The sequence below is a fragment of the Pseudomonas sp. FW300-N2F2 genome (assembly GCF_017351655.1).
GTDB classification, from domain to species: Bacteria; Pseudomonadota; Gammaproteobacteria; order Pseudomonadales; family Pseudomonadaceae; genus Aquipseudomonas; species Aquipseudomonas fluorescens_AA.
Genome location: NZ_JACNDQ010000003.1, coordinates 208,957 through 230,997, shown reverse-complemented (window position 1 = coordinate 230,997; position 22,041 = coordinate 208,957). Strand labels below are relative to the sequence as shown.

Annotated in this window: 12 protein-coding genes and 1 pseudogene; 10 read left to right on the top strand and 3 right to left on the bottom strand. The window is 51.2% G+C overall.

The genetic code is table 11. The features are described from left to right. Positions 1-115: 115 nt before the first annotated feature. From J4E63_RS21855 to J4E63_RS21820, 8 genes and pseudogenes are all read left to right on the top strand, one after another. The gene (locus J4E63_RS21855; protein WP_207283346.1) at positions 116-1,105 is read left to right on the top strand and encodes an Abi family protein; all 990 of its coding nucleotides are present in this window, start codon (positions 116-118) and stop codon (positions 1,103-1,105) included. 499 nt (positions 1,106-1,604) lie between these two features. Further along, positions 1,605-2,584 (top strand): annotated as a pseudogene (locus J4E63_RS21850) (integrase domain-containing protein). Positions 2,585-3,225: 641 nt separating this feature from the next. Next, the gene (locus tag J4E63_RS21845; protein ID WP_207283345.1) at positions 3,226-3,828 is read left to right on the top strand and encodes a hypothetical protein; all 603 of its coding nucleotides are present in this window, start codon (positions 3,226-3,228) and stop codon (positions 3,826-3,828) included. Positions 3,829-4,147: 319 nt separating this feature from the next. Then, a complete protein-coding gene (locus J4E63_RS21840) occupies positions 4,148-11,734 on the top strand; it encodes a CHC2 zinc finger domain-containing protein (RefSeq protein ID WP_207283344.1) in 7,587 nt (2,528 codons plus the stop codon). Between the two features lie 157 nt (positions 11,735-11,891). After that, a complete protein-coding gene (locus J4E63_RS21835; protein WP_258679816.1) occupies positions 11,892-12,176 on the top strand; it encodes an HNH endonuclease family protein in 285 nt (94 codons plus the stop codon). Positions 12,177-12,750: 574 nt separating this feature from the next. Continuing rightward, a complete protein-coding gene (locus J4E63_RS21830; RefSeq protein ID WP_192262068.1) occupies positions 12,751-13,251 on the top strand; it encodes a sigma-70 family RNA polymerase sigma factor in 501 nt (166 codons plus the stop codon). Next, on the top strand, positions 13,251-14,198 hold the full coding sequence (locus J4E63_RS21825) for a FecR domain-containing protein (protein ID WP_259334097.1): 948 nt from the start codon (positions 13,251-13,253) through the stop codon (positions 14,196-14,198). Before J4E63_RS21830 ends, J4E63_RS21825 begins: the two co-directional genes overlap by 1 nt. A 111-nt stretch (positions 14,199-14,309) precedes the next feature. Beyond that, complete coding sequence (locus J4E63_RS21820; protein ID WP_207283342.1) at positions 14,310-16,724, top strand: TonB-dependent siderophore receptor; 2,415 nt, start codon at positions 14,310-14,312, stop codon at positions 16,722-16,724. Positions 16,725-16,862: 138 nt separating this feature from the next. Here J4E63_RS21820 and J4E63_RS21815 read toward each other — a convergent pair whose 3' ends face one another. Continuing rightward, positions 16,863-17,864, bottom strand: a complete 1,002-nt coding sequence (locus tag J4E63_RS21815) for an alpha/beta hydrolase (protein ID WP_310650716.1) — start codon at positions 17,862-17,864, stop codon at positions 16,863-16,865. A gap of 500 nt (positions 17,865-18,364) precedes the next feature. Here J4E63_RS21815 and J4E63_RS21810 point away from each other — a divergent pair, with 500 nt between their 5' ends. Together J4E63_RS21810 and J4E63_RS21805 are read left to right on the top strand one after the other, a co-directional pair. Further along, positions 18,365-18,643 carry a DUF3077 domain-containing protein gene (locus tag J4E63_RS21810; RefSeq protein ID WP_192262066.1) on the top strand — a complete coding sequence of 93 codons (279 nt, stop codon included), beginning with the start codon at positions 18,365-18,367 and terminating at the stop codon, positions 18,641-18,643. Positions 18,644-18,978: 335 nt separating this feature from the next. Next, positions 18,979-20,586 (top strand): methyl-accepting chemotaxis protein, encoded by a 1,608-nt coding sequence (locus tag J4E63_RS21805; protein WP_207283341.1) that lies wholly within the window; start codon positions 18,979-18,981, stop codon positions 20,584-20,586. 54 nt (positions 20,587-20,640) lie between these two features. Here the strand turns inward: J4E63_RS21805 and J4E63_RS21800 are convergent, their stop codons facing one another. Together J4E63_RS21800 and J4E63_RS21795 are read right to left on the bottom strand one after the other, a co-directional pair. Beyond that, a complete protein-coding gene (locus tag J4E63_RS21800; protein WP_060739640.1) occupies positions 20,641-21,318 on the bottom strand; it encodes an RES family NAD+ phosphorylase in 678 nt (225 codons plus the stop codon). Next, positions 21,318-21,728 (bottom strand): MbcA/ParS/Xre antitoxin family protein, encoded by a 411-nt coding sequence (locus J4E63_RS21795; RefSeq protein WP_060739641.1) that lies wholly within the window; start codon positions 21,726-21,728, stop codon positions 21,318-21,320. Before J4E63_RS21795 ends, J4E63_RS21800 begins: the two co-directional genes overlap by 1 nt. Between the last annotated feature and the right edge of the window lie 313 nt (positions 21,729-22,041).

Genomic DNA, 22,041 nt, shown 5'->3' with positions numbered 1-22,041 from the left:
ACGTTGACGGTCTCTTACACCTACCTATAATGCACCCCAACACACCCGCCAAGCCTAGGTTGACCCAGTCAGCAAGCTCAAATCGTGCGGGTTTTTTTTGCCTGGAGAAAACTACATGAGGCCCTTCGACAAACCGGCCCTCAGCGTAGAACAGCAATTGGAACTGCTAAAACAACGAGGCTTGCACATCGCCAACGATGATCGGGCCATGCGTTTTCTCGAAGTGGTCACGCTGTTTCGCCTGAGTCCCTACATGCGCCCCTTTCAGGAGCCAGACCCTCAACATACTTTCAAGCCCGGCAGCACACTGAAGGCAATCGTCGATATTTACCGCTTCGATGGTACGTTGCGGCGCATCACCATGGATGCCATCGAACGTGTCGAAGTCGCCATACGAGCGACTATCAGCAATCATATGTGCCCAAAGTACGGGCCTGACTGGATAGCTGACGCGTCCGTCTTCTCCTCGTCATACTCACACACCGATTTATTGCGTCCATTGCGGGAGCAAATGAATAAGGAGCGCAGTAAACTCAAACGTGATATCGACCGCATCAGAAAGGGCCGACACGCCGATGGGCTCCAGCAGCAACGGATCGAAAACCGTATGCGTGACAACTATTTCCGATATTACGGTGCAACCTATGCCCACCCGGAGTTGCCGCCCGCTTGGGCGGTCTTGGAAGAACTCAGCCTTGGGACGGTATCTACTCTCTTCAATGCCATAGGCAGAAGCGCCGACAAGAAAGCTATCGCCACCAGGTTCAGTCTGCCATTCGAAGTATTAGCCTCTTGGCTACACACGTTGACCTTCATTCGTAACTGCTGTGCTCACCACTCACGGCTATGGAACCGAGAGCTCTCGATTCGACCATCCTTACCTAAAGAATGGGCCATCCCAACGGCTCCCGCTGACCGACCTCAGCCCAAACAGCGGCTATACGTCGTATTAACGATGCTGGCCTACCTAACCGACTTGATCAGCCCAGACAGCTACTGGAAGCTTCGCCTGGCCGAAATCATGGATCGGCAGGAACTGGATTACTTGAGGCTCATGGGATTTCCAGATGATTGGAAACGTCAGCAGCAATGGTGTCTAGCGTAAGGAAGTTAGAAACAGACTGCGGTTAGTTTCCTGTTCGATCACTCTAGCCAAAAACCGTGGTCTGTCCCCATCGATCTTCTGCTGCAGCCCACCTCGTACAAGGCATTGCGGCATTCCCCCTCGTGACAATCGGCGTGACAAACACCGAAGTCACCAGCAACAGCGATGCCGATGATGGTGCCGCAGCCCAGGGAATGGACTGCACCTGACTGACAGTCAGGCACGCCCCGGTCATCGCATCGCTGCCTTCACCCGACTCAGGATCTCGCGGCGTCGGTTTCGTCAGCCAGAGCAGCCTCCACCCGCCCACTTCTTCGGAAGTGTTCAGGAGGCCAGATCATGAGATGCCCAAGCTCACGGTCGTAAAGAGCCGTCAGTCCCGCGTTAGTGGACAACCCTCACAGGTCGCAGGGGCCTTGATCCCTGATAACACTCAACATTTTTGGCGGGATGACGTGGGGGAAGGTTTCAACGGTTTGGCTTCGAGAGGAGTTTGATCATGGCACTGGTGGGCAAGCGAGATGGCCGCAATTTTGGTTATGGCCGGCAACTGAGCTATGCCGGGCCGCAGGCTTTGAAAGACCTGTTTGGCAGTGGGCATTACGGTACGGTCAAGGCGCATTGCGATCGCTGGCAGGCGTTCGTGCGGTGGTGCCGATCCGAAGAGGGACCGGGTTACAACGATGCTCGGCTGATAGACAGACCGACCTTACTGCAATATGCCAATCACCTACGCCAACAGGTCAAACAAGGTGACCTGAGCATCGCCACCGCGCAGAACCGACTGTCCAGCGTTAACCGAACAATGGCAGCGCTTCGCGGTGATCAATACGTCAGAGTACCGAGTCCGAGAGCGCATTAGGCATGCAGCGCTCGGGCGTTCGCAGCGCGGCTCCGCAGGGCCAGGACAGAGCGCAAATTGAGCGGGTTGTTGAGGCGCTCAGCGACCAACAGCAATATCGAGTCGCTGCCATTCTGTATCTAGCCCGTGAAACCGGAATTCGCCTGCGCGAGGCCATTTTGGCAGACCTGCCAAGGCTGCAACGTGAAGCTAGGCAAATTGGGAAGATCAACATTCAAGAGGGGACCAAAGGCGGTCGGTCTGGGGCATCCGTTCCCCGCTGGATCACCGTGAACGACCAGATACGATCTGCGTTAGAGTTCGCCCAAGTAGTATCACCGAATAAAAGTCGTAATCTTCTTGCTCGCGACGAAACCTATGCCGACTTTATCCGTGAGACCGTTCGGCCCGTCCGCGACGCTCTACATCAGCATCGGCTAAAAGGCTTTCACGAACTGAGAGCGGCCTATGCCTGTGAGCGCTATGAACAAATCACTGGCTACCCAGCCCCAATCAACGGCGGCGATTGCTATCAACGGGATCCCAATCTCGACAAAGTCGCCCGCCAGCAGATCAGCCACGAACTCGGGCATGGCCGAATCGATGTAGTTTCTGCCTACATCGGGGGACGAAAATGACCAAGCCGTTCGATATGGAGCTTTTCCTTAGTGGCGTGCTCACCGGATCGCATGCGACCAGGACGCGACATATTCGCCAGGCCAAGATTATTCAAGCAGCGATTGTGGGTCGCTGGCGGAAGGATAACCCGTGGAGATGGCAGAGAAAGTACCTAGTGTGGGTACTGAACCATTACTTACAAAGCTGTAAAGGCTCAACTCGTTACTACTACCGGTTGACGATTCAGTTGATAGCCCTACGACTAGGAAGATCATGGTCTCAAGCATCACTCGAGACTGAACGCGACTTTCGGAAATAGGCCCTCACCAGATACACCCTCCTAGCTTCAACGTCCTACCTTTCGTCAGCGTTGCTCTCAACCATAACCAAAAAAGTACTCGAGCGTTTTTCCTAAGGGTCGCAAGCAGCAAAAGTGGACGATAGTAAACCCTCCTTTTCTGCAGTTGCCTTATGCCATCACACGTGCGTTACTAGTACCGAATGTCCGTTCGATGTGATGGTCAAAAGGTCACTTGTTATCTTGCTACAAGTACTATTTTATGACATTACGGCTACCGCCGAGACATTCCCTACTTGAGTCCAACTGCTAGGCGGTTGCTTGCTGACTAGCATAATAGCTATACATACAAGGGTTGCTCACATGAGTGAACTAGATCCAGAAGAGTTAGAACAGAGAGCAAAGTTAACTCTAGACATGTGTGGCGGCATTCAGCCTATGCATATTTCATTTTATGCACTGTCAATATCCTATTCCGCCGAGCGGGCCTTGGCAGCGTTTGAGTTGTACGACCATCTAATCGAACATGTCGCAGACGCAGCATCTTTAATAAGCTCGGTTCAAGATGCTGTCGGTCACATCGGAGCACTATCTCGTTATTTCTGGCCATCGCCCAGTGGAAAAAAGAATAGTCAACACGCGCTTAGACTAGCGCGAGGAAAAAAGCTACGGAAGCATTATAAAATAGCTGACAATTCACCTTTAGCAGATAGAGAACTTCGAAACGCTTGGGAGCACTTTGATGAAAAGCTAGACACATATGTCATATCAAATGATGCTGGTTACTTTTTTCCTACTCCTATTATTGATTCACATACATTGGCTGACGACCCCACTGGTAAAATATTCAAACTACTAGACCCAGAACACGAATGCTTAGTTCTACTCGGGAGGAAATTCTTCTTTCGCCCCTTGCGTGACGAGGTAGAACGAATTTTTTCAAAAAACAAAAAACCTATTTTATAGTAGATATTCCACTATCGTCATTTTGTTAAATAGGTGTGATAAAAATTTCGCCTATACTCGCCCAATCTATGACTCACTTCTAGTATCGCTTAATACTTCATTTAGCCTTGAATTAAAAATAAAGAACATGGAGGAATATCAATAGAGTCAGTCTATCACAAGACCTGAGGTTTACTGAAACCGCTAAACACACGACTCCAATTTATACATCTCAGGACGGAAACCCAGTTAAAAAATTGAAACTGTATTTCAACTCCCATGCAGCCATCCTAAAAAAATGATACAGTTTTGCCATCATCTACATAAATGCGAATTCAACATGAATAACAAAATTTCAAGGAATGAATTTCACCAATTGATCCAGCAATTGGCTGACAATGTGGAAATTGATGAGCTTGCTGAACGCCTGGGATTATCGGTCAAGAGGGTTGGTGATAAATCGGTATCTTTATGTATTGAGCATAACGAAAAAAATCCCTCAATGCAGTTATATAAAAAAACTTCAAGCGATAGATCCCATTACCACTGTTTTTCTTGCCACGCTCACGGAGACATATTTAAGTTTGTACAAAATGTCAAAAATGTAGATTTTACTACTGCTGTGAAATGGCTGGCGGAAACTTACGGCTACACTATTTCGAAGCAAACTTTCAGAACAAAACCCAAAAACAATTTGTCGCCTTCCGAGAAAAACGAATCCTCAAAGATTAATATTGACTTCAAAACCTTAGAAAGCGCACTAAAAATATATAAAACCAATTCAAGCAAAGAGCTTGAGAATTGGCTAACCCTCAGAAAGCTTACACTATCCACAAGCACAATCGCAGAAATTTATCTAGCACCTCCAAGAACATTATCGCGAGAAATAGAAAAAAATAAAAACAACTATGGAGCATTCAGAGCCACTCTCGAACAGTTCGAGTCCAATGGACTGATAAGACGAGAAACCTCAGAACTAGTTCAGGAGCGAGTCCAAAATTTAAACTTAGGTGATTCGTATAGAGACTTCTTTTACGATGAGCGAGTAATATTTCCGATACGAGACGAACATAACCAACTTGTAGGCTTTGCAGGCCGCAAAACAAAAGAGGGGTCACGATCACCAAAGTACTTATATTCTCCTAGGCTACCTAAATCTAGTATATTGTACCGGTCTCACGAAGCTTTTTCTAGAATAAAACTCCTTATTAAGGACAACAAGCAGCCCACCCTCTATATTTGCGAAGGTTTATTGGACTGTCTGAGACTTGAAGAGTTAGGGTACGCAGCAGTAGCGATCTTAGGCTCAAGCCTTTCTGAACATCAAGCACAAATTATAATCGACCTCGCCAACACCCTCCCAGAAGTTTCTCCACTTCATTTAAGAATATTTTTAGACCGCGATCAAGCTGGCCTTAAAGGTTCAGCTATATCTATAGAGAAAATTTTAAATAAGGATACTCAACTTCGAGTTGAGATTTCATTTATTTGGGTTCTCGATGAAGATATTCCCAGCGAATCATTGACTGCGAAAGACCCTGACGAACTGCTGAGCAACTACAAGCACATAGATGAAGCTGAGGTTTTTCTCAATCGATCTACGCATCCTGCGGCTCTCGCACTCATATCAGAAAAATTAAAAATCTCGCCTTCTTCCATCCTGGATGACAACGCTTGGAGTTCAATACCCGCCGGGGCGAAATTTCGAGTAGGACAGTATCTATCAGCCGTATCCCAAGGTTTTCCAAGAAAGCTTCTCGTTATAAATGGCTCGCCGCTAAGTGAAGAAAAAACTTGGATACAAGAACTAGCCAGTTATAGCGAACCGAAAAAACTCAAAGAAAAAACTAATTATCATATTTATCCAGACCAAAACGCTGCTCTGAAATTAAATTTAGCGAGAGAGTTAGCCCAATCTGGCGCTAATAAGGGGGAAGTTCTTTCGGATATAGCCGCTTGGCGTAGGCTGTCATTAGCTGCGACAACGTTTAATGAAGGAATTGCATCGCGCTTAAAGCAAAATCAGTTTCAACCTATCGAGCCTTTTGACGCTGTGCATGTTTCACGTGGATTTGGCAAGACTGAACCGCGACTGAAGTCGATGCCCTGCCCAGAAGACTTGATAGCCCAACAATATATTATTAATGAGTTGCTATCTGAACAACTAGACGACGGTACAGATCTACAATTTAGCGAATTTATCCCAGCAGTTCGTTACTACCGGAGCCTGGATAAGCAAAAAACCACGGGAGAACCTAATGGCTCATCCTTTGAAGAAACACTAAGCTTCGCCTATCAAATTGATATGGATGTTCTAGAAGGTCGACACCCACCATCATCGGGAGGAATATTTCGACCTTACTTTGATTGCTGGAAGGAATTCATAGCATCGCTCCTTTCGCAAGGCAAAGGAATGAATCAAGTACACATGGTCCGACTTGATTTAAAGCGTTATTATGACAATATAAAACGCTCTGTAATGAAAAGTATGCTTCAAGAATGCATAAGCTCCGCCTTTGCAAACTTGGATAGTTCCGAACATTTTGCTCCTCTATTCCAACCTAAGGGTTTTATAGGTGAACGTAATCGAGCTGTGGTAGATTTTCTTGTAGATCAAAGTTTTGGATTTTACTTCTATCACCCAGATACAGGAGAGTCAAAAAAATCTGATCGTGAGCGAGGAATCCCCCAAGGCCCAGTTTTATCGGCATGGTTAGGTAACAGTTTACTTTTCAAACTGGATTCAAAAATAAGGAGTAAGCTCAAAGAGTACAACTATGAAGGGCAGTCACGTGCAGGGTATGCGCGTTACGTTGATGACGTCGTAATTATTAGCGACAGCCTCGATATCCTGAACGTGCTCAGAGCTGTTGTCGAAGACGTAACCAGTTCACTGGGACTGGAAATGGTTCCAAAAGAAAGTTTTGCACCAATGAGTGCTCAAGATTTCTTAGATGAGCTAACTTCTGGGCGTGCTTTAGCCGTATCAGGACCGCGCGAAGAAACGGAAGTATTCGAAATTGAAGATTTCGAATATGGCTGGGGCGCGTGGCAAGAGCAGCAAATAACTCGGCAAAGTTCACTGGAGCTATTGAGAGACCCACGTTTATATCAGGCATCACCTGAAATAATAAAAAATCAGCTTTTTACTGCCCTCAGAGCTAGCGACCTCAGGCCTTCGGAGCTTAGTAAAGCAGCGCGCTGGACATGGTACATTTCGGCGATTATTTGTCACAATGCAAACAACACAAATGTTATTGGTGTTTATTGGGAAATTTGGAATAGCGTTTGTCAAAATTCACCCTTCGAGTTAAACAAGGATTTACCTTGGGACGACCCATCATTTTACGCATTGGAAGGGTTACAAAGTTTATTAGAGCGAGCAAACAAGATCGATTACGGTTTCGACTCTAGCGAATCTAATGCTCGACAACAAGGCATTATTAGCCTAGCCAGAGTTGCCTGTGAGTCGAGTTTTTTTGAGCCATTTTACTCAACCAGTTCTGATCAATGCCCTGAGGGATGGGGGCAAGGTACACACCAACTCAAACGTATGTTTGTGCAAAGAATCATTTGTATTCAATGGATGGCTAGTCAACTATCAAATCAGTTAATACAGACTTCTAAAACTGATTCGCTTGCGTTAAGCATTATAGAGAAACAGAACGCTCCATTCAGAATCTCCCTCAAGAGGGCTATTATCACAGATACGGAAACTAATGGCCGCAATATTACAGGATTAACAGTATCTGGTGACCCTTTAGGAGAGTGGAATCTGCTGCGTGATGCTTTTTTGTGGCTACATAAAGCAATAGTTTGTTTGGCTATAAACTCGGGAGCTAATGGGCCCGATCCCCTTGCGGATTTTGCACAAGAGCTAAATCTAATATCACAAAAGTCTCAAAATCCGTCAAGTGCCTTCGTCCTAGACAATGATAATTACCTTTCAATTCTTAAATGTCTTCTTCCTTCCTGCGATAATGACGAGCATGCCAGTGATGATCATGATCCATCTGGAGAAGTTATACTTCTGGCATTACAAACATTTGCTGCGATCACTCCTAGAGAAGCCTTGGCGCATCTATTAGTTAATCGGCATCATTTACTGCAAAATGGCGAGACGAAAATACCTTTCCCTCCTCTCCCAGGCATCCCAGCACATGGCCTACTTCTTTATTCTGATCGGTCGAGCGAGTCGAGTTGGGTAAAAATTTCAAAAATATGGTGGGTTACTCTTCCATCACTTAATGCAGATGCAGAGAGTATTCAAAATCCGACCTTTAAAGTGTCAACAGCAGACACCTCCGCACTTGAATTTCGACCGAACTGGAAAGCCATAGTACAAGTTGGAAAACTGGAAATTTTTGAAGCAGAACTAAAAGAAAATAACAACTTTTGGACTCCAAGCTCTCCGCCGGTCTTTGATATCGATGCCTCGAAGTTAAAGTGGATAGCAGATGCATACGAAGCGATCGCTAGAATAAATAAAACCTCATCTTCCAGCCAGCTAGAATATGTACCTGCTTGGCCATATTTAGTCACCAACAACAGACCTGATCACAACGATGAAAGCGTTTTAACAATTTCTTTGTTCACTCCGAGCTACCCCGCGTTATCCCTTGATGGACTTGCCTTCGTTAGAGAGGGTTCACGTGGACTGAGAACCATAGAGGTACCTGAACAATATGGCCGATATTGGCGTACAGGCGTATTTTTATCAGAGCTTTCTGGGTTTCGTCGTGACATTGATACATTTGCTGAACTCGGCCAAAAAACCGCAGATACAGCTAACAAGCAAGAACTACTAGAGCCGGCAACTCACTTACTCAGGAACGTATTACGTAAGCTACGCGGCACTTATTTCAAAGATCAAGTTCTAAGCCCGCTAGAGAATGAAGATCATCTACCTGCAACTGTTGCTAGATCTCTAGAACTTCTTCGTGGTTTCCCTGTAGGTGGGGAGCTGTCTGAAGAGATTGCATATGTTATATCCAGTGAGGCCGAAACAGCAGCAATGCATATTCGCCTGTCCGGAAATATATATCCATTTTCACAAGGACTTTTCTCTCATTACATCGAAAAAGTTGCTCTAAAAGTCATAAACGTAATGCCTACCAGCTGGGGGGCAGAATTAGCAGATAGTGACGACGAGAACTTACTAGCAACCGATAGAATCATTCCTGCATCTTATTTCAAACTCTCTGAGCGTTTTTCTAAACTAATAAACGCACAACGTTCAGTCCCCTTGCAGGCAAGCAGTTTATCCGCCCTCATTGTGGGTTGTAAAATAGCTGCGATTTCCTCATGGGCGCGGGAGCTCGCTTTTATAATTCAGGCTTTAGGCGAAGATCATTGGCCTTACCCCGCTGAAGGAGAGCTTACTCAAACGTGGAAAATCACAGAGAACGGATTTTTGCTGGATCAGGCAGAGGATTCAATTCCTTTCCTAAATGAATATTTTATTAAACAAGTTAAAGCCAATGCCTCGGAGTCAGCATTCACCCAAATAACACCCTTGGGTTGGTTAGTTTTGGTTTCAGGGAGGGTAGGACTATTTGGTGAACACCGAAAGCTGCCCTTAGAACGCGAGTGGGATATAGAAACAAAAAATAAAATTGGAAAGCTAGCCATCCTCCTTTCCGAGACACCTATAAAAAGTGATCATGATCAAGCTACTCTTGATCCAGACTGGCCATTTGAATTTAGTTGCGATAATGCGTTTTCTTCATGGGCCGACCCAGGGGTGCTTGAAGCAATTAATTGTTTTTCAGTTATAGAGTCAAATTTAAAATTAAACATAGAGAAAGCTGTAGGCTCTTGGAAATTCAACTCCTCCGAAAATAGCTTCACAACTATATCTGGCGAAGAATGGTCTATTTCTCGTTGGCAGATCGCACTATCAAGCGGAGTAAAACCTGAACGTATACAACAAGGTTCCAAACTTCTGAGCATCTGGCAAGAAACCTTTGATTGCAATGACAATCTCTTATTGATCAGTGCACGAGATGAAAAACTTAGCAAACTTTTAATTCCCATCCCCCAACGTACCGCTCTTGAGAGCGAAATTAAAGACTCATCTCAATCATCGTTTGAAGAGTATTCCTCCACTCTTGGCTCGAACGCTAAGCCAGTGGATCACACTTCGGAACTTATCGATGCCCAGATTGCTACTCAAGAGGGCTTGGAGCGTTTATCGCCAAGTAACGCTTTTGTATCATCCGATGACATTAATAATATTTCATCCAAGACAAGGAAGTCGGATAATAAGACTCGAAAAGAATGGCGTTCTATTCAAGAAAGGGTATGGGAACCGCGCCGACAGCGTTCGCCAGGACATATTCGAATAGCAATCATGCAATGGGTAGTAAATGATACCTATCGCCACCCAATAGTAGACTCCAAAGATTGGAACAAAGAGCTTCCACCCAATAAAACTGGATCTTCATCTGTTAGTCACTACGAGCTTCGCAGACGAAAATTTTTATTAGAGGCACTGTCTTCTTGTAAGAGCTTTGGCGTGGACTTACTAGTACTACCAGAGTATTCAGTAAGGCCAGACACGATCAAGTGGCTTAGAGAACAAATTAAAAGAAAGCCAGGAATGCCTGCCGTGCTGGCCGGAACATACAAATTATATGGCAACACAACAGATCCAGGGTTCGCGGAAGTTCATGACGGTATCCTGGGACTTTCAGATCACCTGAAAACTTTTTCCACTTTGCCACCAGAAAAACCTAAAACATACCTTTCGGGAGAACACAGCTCTATATTAACGCTTATTGCTCCGTTGAACCTGAGTAACGGGGACCGGTTGGCTTGCACATTCTCACGCAGAAAAAAATACTCATCACTTGCAGCATCTGAAGTTTTCTCGCCACTGTTAGAGCCTTTAGCTCCTCTATTTTCACCGAACTCCCTACTTTCTGAAATCAGGAGACGTGATAGTGATGGCGCCAGAACAGCATTTGATAGCGAAATTAAACCTGAGGAAATTCTGGAGTATTCTAAGCAACTGAGACACCTACTATATAGCACGGAGTTTATATGTTCTGAGCTTTTCCTTCCAATGAGTCCAGTTAACTACAGAGCTTTAGCTGCCGAGCTACAAAAACTGGCCGTTAAATTCGGACACACGATATCAAATGAAAGTGCAGAAGCCATCTTGATCGAAGATTTGATATCTATGTCAGCCTACCTAGGCCTATCGGGAGATGGCGATAGTAGGAGATCTATCATCATTGTACCTGCAATGACTTCCAGATCAGCAGACTATTGGATATTTGGGCAAGCCACTTTGCTATCTGGCGGTGCAACAACAGTTTTTTGCAATGCCGCTTGCAAGAAACAAGCAATCGGTGGAAGTTGCTTCATTGGCAGAGAAAGTTGGAACAATTCAAAAAAATCAATTTTCCATGACCTAATAACTCCCTACGCAGGCTGGTCTAAGGGTATTTATTACAACAACCCTAACGATGCCTTGGGGCAGACAGAACAAGCAGTTGTAATAGCAGATATCGACCCATCCTTCATGCAAGAGGGAAAACCCAGACCTCAAGCGCTGGCAGTTCCACTTCAGCTAGTGGCATACCTTCCAATAGCAGAGTTAACGGAAAAAAACAGGGTTGAGTTCTACACTACTTTGAGTGAAACAACAGCGCTTATTAACACTGCTGAAATGTTCGGCCGAAATATATCCCCAGAAGCACCCGGCGTTCATCAGATTCAAGAGCTAATATCCACTATTTTTGACGAGGACAACGTCAAACCGCTGAGTGATCGTTATAATCATTGGCGAGATTACTGGAGGGCTAATCCAACCGCAGGTATACCTCCAGTTATAACCGACTGGTTAACTGTTGATCCGTATGATGAAAATGACTTAGCGCCAAAAATTTTCATTCCCTCGTTTCCGCCGAGTGATGATTAAGGCAACTAATTTCTATAAACCTCGAAGAGGGATTTGAGGTCTTCTAATCTCCGAAGACCTCACTCGGCACTTCACTAACCATCAGTGTATTGAGCACACCTTTACTGTATGCACTTAATTACTTTCAGCCCCATTTTTCTCTTCAAAAAATTATCACATTGCACCTACGAGTGAACCCGCAGGCATGCCCCACGGATACGATGAATACGATGAAACGTTCACCTCTGAATATCTGAACTGCCTCGGCAATTACCTACTGCTTTCCAAATCCCATAACTGTGCCGTGGGAAATATCGTATTTGCCAGGAAACTGGCTACCTACACACACAACGCACAGCAGCGAGAAATAGCCACGTTCGTCGCCAATAAGCAGCTTTGGGGAAAGGACGCGATTCAGCTAAGGCACGACAAAATAATTGAAGCATTGATGACAGAGCTCTGAGGCGGTGCTCACCCTAGGACGCGCTAGCGAGCTCAGGCTTCAGGTCAGGCTCAATTTGAATAAATTGCTACTCGTCAGTGAAGCCCCAGTTCGATTCCACTGAGTGCCATAACTAGCTGATTTATTTATAGTTACTAGTTGGGGTACGCCAAATTTTCCACCGAATTCCAGACCCGCAGAAAACCTAGCCGCGCCGAATGCTACCGTTCGTCTGGTGCCGCACCATACAAGGTTCATAGAAGGCTTTCAGAATCTCTGCCCCCCTGACAAACCCGCCTTCTGGCGTTTTTTTGTTTTGGCGCTCCGTCGGACTCCGCTCTCCGATGCGCGCAAGAAGCGGCTGGAGGTCAAGCGGATGCTGGCGGAACTCTCAGTGAACCGGGCACTGGATCAGGTCGACCCGATTGCCTGCTACGCGGCGCGTAAAAATCCTGCTCGATCCATGGAGTGCTTGCTCGCGATATCAGGTTTTCCACGGACGTCATTCAGTGGGTGCCATGGAAAGTCTCTTGCATTAATATCCCGCCATCACAATAATGAGATCGATTATCATTTATACCTCGGTATCTCTCTCATGTCGGCGCTTGATCATTCGGCTCTTCATCGGTTGTACAGCGAACACAACAGTTGGCTGAAAGGCTGGTTGCGTGTGCGCCTGGGCAACGCCGCCGATGCGTCGGACCTGGCGCAGGACACGTTCCTGCGAGTGATGACGGCGCGCAATGACGCACCCATCCGCGAACCCCGTAGTTATCTGAGCGCCATCGCCCGTTCGCTGCTGATTGATAAATCCCGTCGCCGCACCATTGAGCAGGCTTACTTGCAGGCGTTGGCCCAGCGGCCGGAACCGGTGGATGTTTCGCCGGAGATTCGCTTGTCCATCATCGAGATGCTGGTGGCGGTCGATAGCCTGCTCGATGAGCTGGGCCAGCGCACGCGGGAAATTTTCCTGGCGGTGCAGCTCGAAGGACTGAGCTACGTGGCGGCGGCCGAGCGGTTCGGCGTGTCGGTGACCACGGTGAAAAATCATCTGATTCGCGCCATGACCCAATGCCTGTTGCTGGTGGATAACTGATGTCCTCGTCCCTGAACCTGGAGACGCTGGAAGCGGCCGCCACGTGGTACGTGCAGCTCAATGACGGTGCAGCCTGCGAAGCGCGCACGCAGGCGTGGCAAGCGTGGATGCAAGCCAGCCCTGAACATGCGGCCGCTTGGTCGCGGGTTGAAAAGCTTCAGCAGCAGTGGGCGATGATGCCGCAGCAGGCGGCGTTGTCCGGCCTGGGTGCAGCGCAAGCGCAACGCCGTGACGTACTAAAAATGCTTGGTATGCTGATGGTCGTCGGCGGCGGTTCATGGCTGGCCGTTGAGCAGGTGCCGTACCGCTCGATGCTGGCGCAACAGCGCACGGGCATCCGGGAACGTCGCTCGCTGCGCCTGGACGATGGCTCGCAACTGGAACTGAACGCCGACACTGCACTGGACATCCATTTCGACTCCAGACAGCGGCTGATCCAGCTATTCCGAGGCGAAATCATTGTGCAGACCGCCAAGGACCCCGCCCAGCGCCCCTTCATGGTTCAGACCGCGCAAGGGGGCGTACGCGCGCTCGGCACCCGGTTCAGTGTGCGACAACTGCCCGAGCAAACACGGGTCGGTGTGCTAGAGGCCGCGGTTGAAATCAGCCCGCAGCGGCATGCCGATCACGCGCTGCGCCTGGAAACCGGCCAGCAGGTCACGTTCGATCTCGATCGGGTGGGCAGCCCCCGCCCCCTGCCAGCGGGTTCGACCGCCTGGGTGCAGGGAATGCTGAGCGTAGACGACTGGCGTCTGGGGGATTTCATCGAGGAGTTGGGGCGCTATCGCCCGGGCGTGCTGCGCTGTGCCGCAGAGGTTCGGGGGTTGAGCATTTCGGGCGCCTTCCGCATCGATGATACGGACACCGTGCTGGAAAACCTGGGTAAATCCTTGCCGGTGAAAGTGCGTTACCTGACGCGCTACTGGGCCAGCATTGAACCTGTGTGAACCCGCTTCGCAGAATCTTCACCGGCAACCTTGCTGATTTCGATTCTCATCCGTCAATGACATAAGCCGCGATATAGCGGGTTTCTGCCATGACAACGGAAGGATCACTGAATGCCCCCGCTTCCCCTCAAAACCCCGACGCTGCTGACGCGCGCCGTTCGCCTGGCCGTGCTGGGCGCTTCCCTCGCCAGCCTGTCTGGCCTGGCGCTGATGCCGGTTCAGGTCATGGCTCAAAACCTAACCGCTTACCAGATCGCCCCCGGGCCGTTGGGTTCCGCCCTGGCCCAGTTTGGTGTGCAAGCGGGGGTTACTCTTTCGTTCGACACCGAGCAGGCTCGTCATCTCACGACAGCCGGGCTCAAAGGCTCATATAGCATCGAGGATGGGCTGTCGCGCCTGCTCGCCAACAGTGGACTGCAAGCGCAACGTCAGAGCAATGGCGGGTACGTTCTGGTCGCGAACCGCACCGACGATGCCCTGGAACTGGGGGCCACGCAGGTCACTGCCAACCAGTTGGGTACGGTGACCGAAGGCACCGGCTCCTACACCCCCGGCACCATTGCAACCGCTACACGCATGGTCTTGACGCCACGACAGACACCACAATCGATATCGGTGGTCACCCGCCAAGCCATGGATGACTTCGGCCTGAGCGGCATCGATGACGTGATGCGCCACACGCCGGGCATCACCGTCTCCACCTACGACAGTGAACGTACCAACTATTATTCTCGCGGCTTCGCCATCCAGAACTTCCAGTACGATGGCATCCCGATGACCCGCAACGCCCCCTACTCGGCCGGGCAGACGCTGACTGACATGGCGATCTACGATCGCGTCGAAGTACTCAAAGGCGCGACCGGCCTATTGACCGGTGCCGGTGGCCCTGGGGGCACCATCAACCTGGTGCGCAAGAAGCCCACTTCCGAGTTCAAGGGCCATGTCGAACTGGGCGCGGGCTCCTGGGACAACTACCGCTCGGAAATCGACGTCAGCGGCCCGTTGACGGAGACCGGCAACGTACGTGGCCGCGCGGTCGCTGCCTATCAGGACAAGCATTCGTTCATGGATCACTATGAGCGCAAGACCAGCGTGTTCTACGGCATTCTCGAATTCGACCTGGATGAAGACACCCTCCTCACCGTCGGTGCGGACTACCAGGATAACGATCCAAAAGGCTCAGGCTGGTCGGGCAGCCGTCCGGTATATGACTCCGCGGGCAATCCGATCAGTTTGCCGCGCTCCTTCAACAATGGCGCGAAGTGGAGCAAGTGGGAGCAGTACTCGCGTACCGCGTTCGCAACCTTGGAGCACACGTTCAACAACGGCTGGGTGGCCAAAGGGCAATACAACCACCAGATCAATGGCTACAACGCCCCGCTGGGCTCGCTGGCCGAACCCAATCCGACGACCGGGCTGTCCTCCATCTACGCCAACAAGTACACCGGTGAAACCGTCAGCGACAGCGGCGATTTCTACCTCACAGGCCCTTTCAGCATGCTCGGTCGCGAACATGAGCTGGTCATCGGCTCGTCGATCTCCTCTTCACACTGGGTGGGCAAGGACTACTACAACCCGACCTACACCAACAACGTCATCGACTTCTACAACTGGAACGGTGACAGCATCGAGCCAGACTGGGGCGATGTCGGCTTCAAGAACGACGAGACCACCCGCCAATCGGGCGTGTACATGACCGGGCGTTTCAGCCTGATGGATGACTTGCACCTGTTGCTGGGCACGCGTATCGCCAACTATCAGGTAACCGGTACCAGCGACACCAAGGATACTGGCAAGGTCATTCCTTACGCCGGCCTGGTCTATGACCTCAACGATAACTACTCGCTCTATGCCAGCTACACCGAAATCTACTTGCCGCAAACCGCATATCGAGACAGCAGCAACAAAATGCTGGAGCCGGATGAAGGCACCAACTACGAGCTCGGCCTCAAGGGTGAGTTCTACGGCGGACGCCTGAACACCAGCCTGGCCTACTTCGAGGTTCATGAGGAAAACCGCGCGGAATTCGACTCGACCGCAGACACCTCGCTGGTTGCCAACCCTTATAGGGGCATCACCGCCAAGACCAAAGGCTATGAAGCGGAAATCTCCGGCGAACTGGCGCCCGGCTGGCAGTTGCAAGCGGGTTATACCCACAAGATCATTCGCGATCAGAGCGGCACCAAGGTCTCCACCTGGGAACCGGAAGACCAGGTCAACTTCTACACCACCTACAAACTCACCGGCTCTTGGGACCGCCTCACTCTGGGCGGCGGCGCTCGCTGGCAGGGCGAGGGATGGCAGCTACTGAACAACCGCCCGAAGAAAACCACCGACAAGTTCTCGCAAGACCCTTACTGGCTGGTCGACGTGATGGCGCGGTATCAAGTGACTGACAACGTTTCCGCCACCCTCAACGTCAACAACGTTTTCGACAAGAAGTACTACACCAATATCGGGTTCTATAACTCGTCGTACTACGGCGATCCGCGCAACGTGATGCTCGCCACTCGCTGGGATTTCTGATTTCCGCGATCAAACCGGTTTCCGTTCTGCGGCTCATGCAACAAAGCCCTCGTATCGCTACGAGAGCTTTGTTGTTTCTGGGATATTGATATCCCTACCCCCTGCCTCCGTCGCAACTCGCCAAGACCTATGCATTCTTTAATTTCGCAAAAAATCCAGGATCGCTTGACTGGTAGCTTCCGCTTTCTCCTCAAGCACCCAATGCCCAGTATTTTGCAAGATCAAGGAATGGGGTTGCGAGGTAATGTGCTGCACTTGCTCGGCCAACGTCTTGCCTCTTGAGTGATCCCCGCCAATGGTGAGCACCGGGAGGGTCAGTTTATTTTCAGCGAACTCTTGGTTGTCATTTGCGTCATGCTCTATCCACGCCGAATAAAGCTTGAAAGCTGCGCCCATGCGCCCTGACCGGGAATAGTCGTTCAACAAGGCCTCACGCACCTCTTGCGTTACCTTGGGATTTCCTGGGTAAACGAACTCATCGAAAAACATGTCCAGGTAAATCTTTTCTTTACCCTTGATCATTTTTTCGGCGGTGCTTCCAAAGAAGCGAAAATGCCACTTGCTCGAGATACCGGTTGCGGGATTGCCATTAAAGGGAATCTCCCACCCTGGAATACCCGGGATAAAGCCGTCCATTAAGACGATGTGTTTGGTTTCGTATGGATAAAGTGCGCCGTAGGCATAGGCGACAATCAAACCCATGTCGTGACCCACAACATCAACCCGATTCATCTGCAGTTTTTTAATCAGCTCATGCAGATCCAGCGCCATGTTCTTCTTGTCGTACCCACTGGCTGAAATATCCGTTTCTCCGGCACCACGATAATCAGGAACGACAGGGGTGTAGCCAGCGCGCACCAAGCGCCCCATCACGGCCTCCCAGTTCCTCCAGCTTCCCGGAAAGCCATGGATCAGAAGTACCGGTCTTTCACCGTTACCGCACACCAGATAGTGCATGCGAATGCCGTTCACATCCGCGTATTCACTTCTAAATACTTCACCATCAATGACCATGCCAGGCCCTTCCATCAATGGAATCGTTGCATGCGACTGAGCGGAAGAGGCTGGAAAAGCCAAGATGTCGGAAAGAATAAATTGCCTCATCCTGAAGACCACCTTGAGCCAGATGACTTCTTCCACACTGCGTCCAGACTGGACAAACCTAGCTTGGATGTATCCACAATAAATTCGCCACTGTCAGGACTGACAGTGGCGACGAGTGGATATCGACGATTTTCTGTAATCGCTTCGCCAGCGCCCCATGAAAAGAAGGTTTCAGACCACTGGACTCCAGCCAGTTAGAAGCTACAAGCCAGGTAAAATCTGGATACGCAATTTTGGATTCGCCAGCATCGCGCCACGATTGCCCCTCCTCCAATCGCTGACTACTCTTCAACAGTCGCTGCCAATTCAGCGACCGGGCGTAGGAAACCCGAAGTAAATCAAGGCGTATCAGCTGCGCCTCGCTTACTATTGCAGGCGCTTTTTCTGTGTCTGCGATATGCGTTATGGCGGCTGTGCGCGGGACACCTTCGGGTGTGCCGGGTGCCTTGATTCCCGGTTTTCCTACCCCGTGCATGGCCGCCACCCAATCCCGTAGGAAAGGACGGTTGCGGCTCTCACAGTCAAGGAGCCAGACAATGCCAAACCCGCAAGACCTCAAAACCCCAGGCCTAACCCCCTTCTGCTACCACTCCGACCGCCCTTTATTCCGCGTCAACAGCGGCATACCCATCGGCGAAGCCCTGTCCCACGCTTCCGATCTGCTCCACGTTGCCAAGGTCCTGGCCGAGGACGCGGCGATGATTCGCGGTACGGATCGGTATGCCTGGGCGTCGTGTTATTTGCAGGATATGAGCAAGGCCGTCATCGACGACGTGGTGAAGGTGCTGGAGGCGCCGGGGAGTAATCCTGCTTAAGGGCCGCAGGCCCAATGCTACCCGCTGGGTCGAGCAGCATTGGGTTTCTTCTGTATGACGGGAACGATTGAAGAAGGGCTGCTTCGCAGCCCAGCGGGAGCAAGCTCCCTCGCCACGGATTAGGGACAGAACACAATGACTGACTGCAATGAGTTTGTGGGATTTCTGAATGGGCTGTATTCCCTCCACCCTGCCCCTGTCCAAACAGTTTGCAACGTATTCATCTAATCAAATCTCCCGCCGATAGCCTCAGATAAGCGCATGGAATACCGCAAGGCTCTGCTCGCGCTCGACTACACTTTTCCAGAATTCCCCCGCTCCAGGAGCAGTAAGCGATGAAGATCCGCACCAAGGTCATAGGCTCGGGGTTGGTCAGTCTTTCTTTTGCGTTGCTGCTCGGCGGTATCGGGTTGTGGGGTTATCACTCCATGACCGAGGCTCTGGTGCAGAACGAGACCAGCATTTCCGCCATGCGCAAGCACATGGAGGCGGACATGATGCACGACGCCATTCGTGCCGACGTACTCGCCGCTCTGCTGGTCAAGCCGGGGGATGCCCAGGGGACGAAGGAGGTGCTTGAGGCGTTCGATGAGCATACGCAGCGGATGCGCAAGGTCATTGCCGAAAATGCCGAGGCGAAGTTGCCGGGGGATGTCGCCAAGGCGATTGTCGAGCTCAAGCCACAGGTGGAGACCTACATTGATAAAGCCAAGCAAATAATCAGCAAGGCACTGAGCGGTGCCCAGGATGGCCAGGCGTTGCGGGCGGAGTTCGACGGGGCGTTTTCGGCGTTGGAGGAGCGCAACGAGGCAGTGAGTGAACTGATCGAGAACCAGGCGCAGTCATCCCGCGAGCATCAGGACGGCAGCATTCAGAGCTCGGAGCGTTGGCTGATCGTGACGTTGCTGGCCACCTGCGTGGCGCTGGCGCTGTTGTCGTGGAGCCTGCTCAAGGCGGTGCTTACGCCGCTGAACAAGATCATCCTCAATACCCAGGCGATTTCCCAAGGGGATCTGCAGCGCTCCATGGGCACGCAAAGCAAGGATGAGCTGGGCCAGCTGCAAGGCGTGATCGAGCAGATGCAGACCAATCTGCGGCAGATGATCGCCACGATCCGCGGCCAGAGCGATGAGTTGCATGGCACGTCCCGGAACCTGGGCGATACGGCGCGGCAGATTGTCTCCAGTGCCGACCAGCAGGCCCAGAGCGCGACCAGCATGGCGGCGAGCATGGAGCAGATGATGGCGAACATCAGCCAGATCCATCAGCACGCCGATAGCGCCCGGACGATTTCGGCGCAGTCCGAACAATTGGCGAGCAGCGGCGGCCAGGTGATTCTCGGGGTGGTGGAAGGCATGAACCGGATCGCCGAGGTGGTCAACCAGTCTTCCAGCAAGATCACCGCGCTGGACGCCTCGTCCGAAGACATTCATTCCATCATCCAGGTGATCAAGAGCATCGCCGAACAGACCAATTTGCTGGCGCTCAACGCCGCCATCGAAGCCGCCCGCGCCGGTGAAGCGGGCCGTGGTTTTGCGGTGGTGGCCGACGAAGTACGCAACCTGGCGGCGCGCACCACCCAGTCCACCCAGGAAATCACCGCGATGATCGAGCGCATCCAGTCCAGCGCACGGGATGCGGTAGCGAACATGCAGGCGTGTGTCAGCCGCGTGGACGAAGGCGTCAACCTGGCCCAGCAGGCCGGAGTATCAATCAGCGAAATCCGCACCGGTGCCCGGCATGCGGCCGAAGTGGTGGAGGAAATTTCCCAGACCATTGCCGAGCAATCCAAAGCCAGTGATGAAATGGCCCAGCGGGTGGAGTCGATTGCCGAGCAGTCCCGCGAGAACACCCGTTCGATTCACAACCTGACGCAAACAGCGGATCAATTGAACGATGCGGCGGGATCGATGCAGGCTTCGGTGCAGCAGTTCAAGATTTGATCGGATACCCGTGGCGAGGGAGCTTGCTCCCGCTGGGCTGCCTGGCAGCCCTTTTCAAACCTCGCTCACCTCGAACACAAACGAAATCTCCCGCTTCTGGGCACTCCAGACGTACCGAATATGCTTGCCTTGCACCGGAATCGAAACCGCCGGCGGGCGAAACGCGGCCACGCATTCGTGGCCGGGCAGGCGGACGCTGTTGTACAGCAACCCCCAAGACAAGGTTTCCCGCAGCTGCCGGGCGAACACCTGGGATGGGCCGTAGGCCGTAGGGTCTGGGTTGTGGAGGTGAGGGTAGTCGTGGCGAATGTCGTGCAGGGGTTTGACGACCTTGTTGACGTAAGTGCGCATGGTCAACTCCAGGTCTGGCTCATTGGTCGCCCCGAGGAATCGCGCCTGGTGGTAGCAGGTCTCGGCGATGGCGGCTTCCTGGCTGCTGGCGGCGTAGTAGACACCGAAGGTGCCGTCGCTGAAGCGGCTGCTTTTGCCAATGTGGGTAAACGCCGCCATCACCGGCGAGGAGCCGGGCCCGGAAACACGGTCCTCGGGACGGACCCGGGACAGCACGCCGGCCTGTTCCATCAGCCGATCGTTGGTCAGCGCTTCCAGGGCGTAGGCCGTGGGCAGGTCTTCCGGGTCGAGTACGTCTTCAAACAGCGAAATCGGAGGGAAGCTGCTGTTGACGATCCGATAGGCCCGTTTCCATTGCGGGTCCGCCAGTGGTGGCATCATTAACCGCGCACTCCGTCGAGGTATCGGCGCACATCGGCGATGTCCACCACCCGCCCGGTCAACATGTAGGACAGCGCCGACTGGCCGTTGAACGGTGCCGCGGTATTCGGGCTGCTGACCCACTGATAGGCACGGTCCCGGCTATTGCTGAAGATAATGCTCAGCGCCTTGTGGATACCCATGAGGTAGGAAATGCGCTCCAGCGTATCGCGAGGCAGCCTCACGTTCTCCGGCAACTGTTTGTATTTGTAGAAGGTCGTGTTGCCCACCTTGCCCAACAAGGTGCGCTGCTGCTCGACGCTGCAACCCCAGAGCGCCATGAGGTTGAAGAAAAACTTCAACGCGACTCGACCCGCATCCGGGGAGTCCAATTGTTGCTGCGCGTTGAGGGTGATGGAGGAAGTCGCCATGGCTTTGGCTCCTTTTTAGCGGGGTGGTGCTTAGAGGATAGTACACATATGGATTATTTTTAAGTTTTTATTCGCAAGTGGACTCCAGCGACACTCTATTTGAACCCATTCGGCATGGCTTTCCAGGCCAACAAACGCAACCAGGTTCTCACTAATGGGTCTTGGCCAGCATCCACTGGGCAAAATCCGCAAATCCCGCATAAGCTCCAACCATCGCCTCCCGGCGCTTTTCGGCACAAAATCGCGACAAGCGTGGCAAGGTGCATGATGATAGCCGGCATGGCCACTTGGCCGGCCCAGGTGCACAACAATA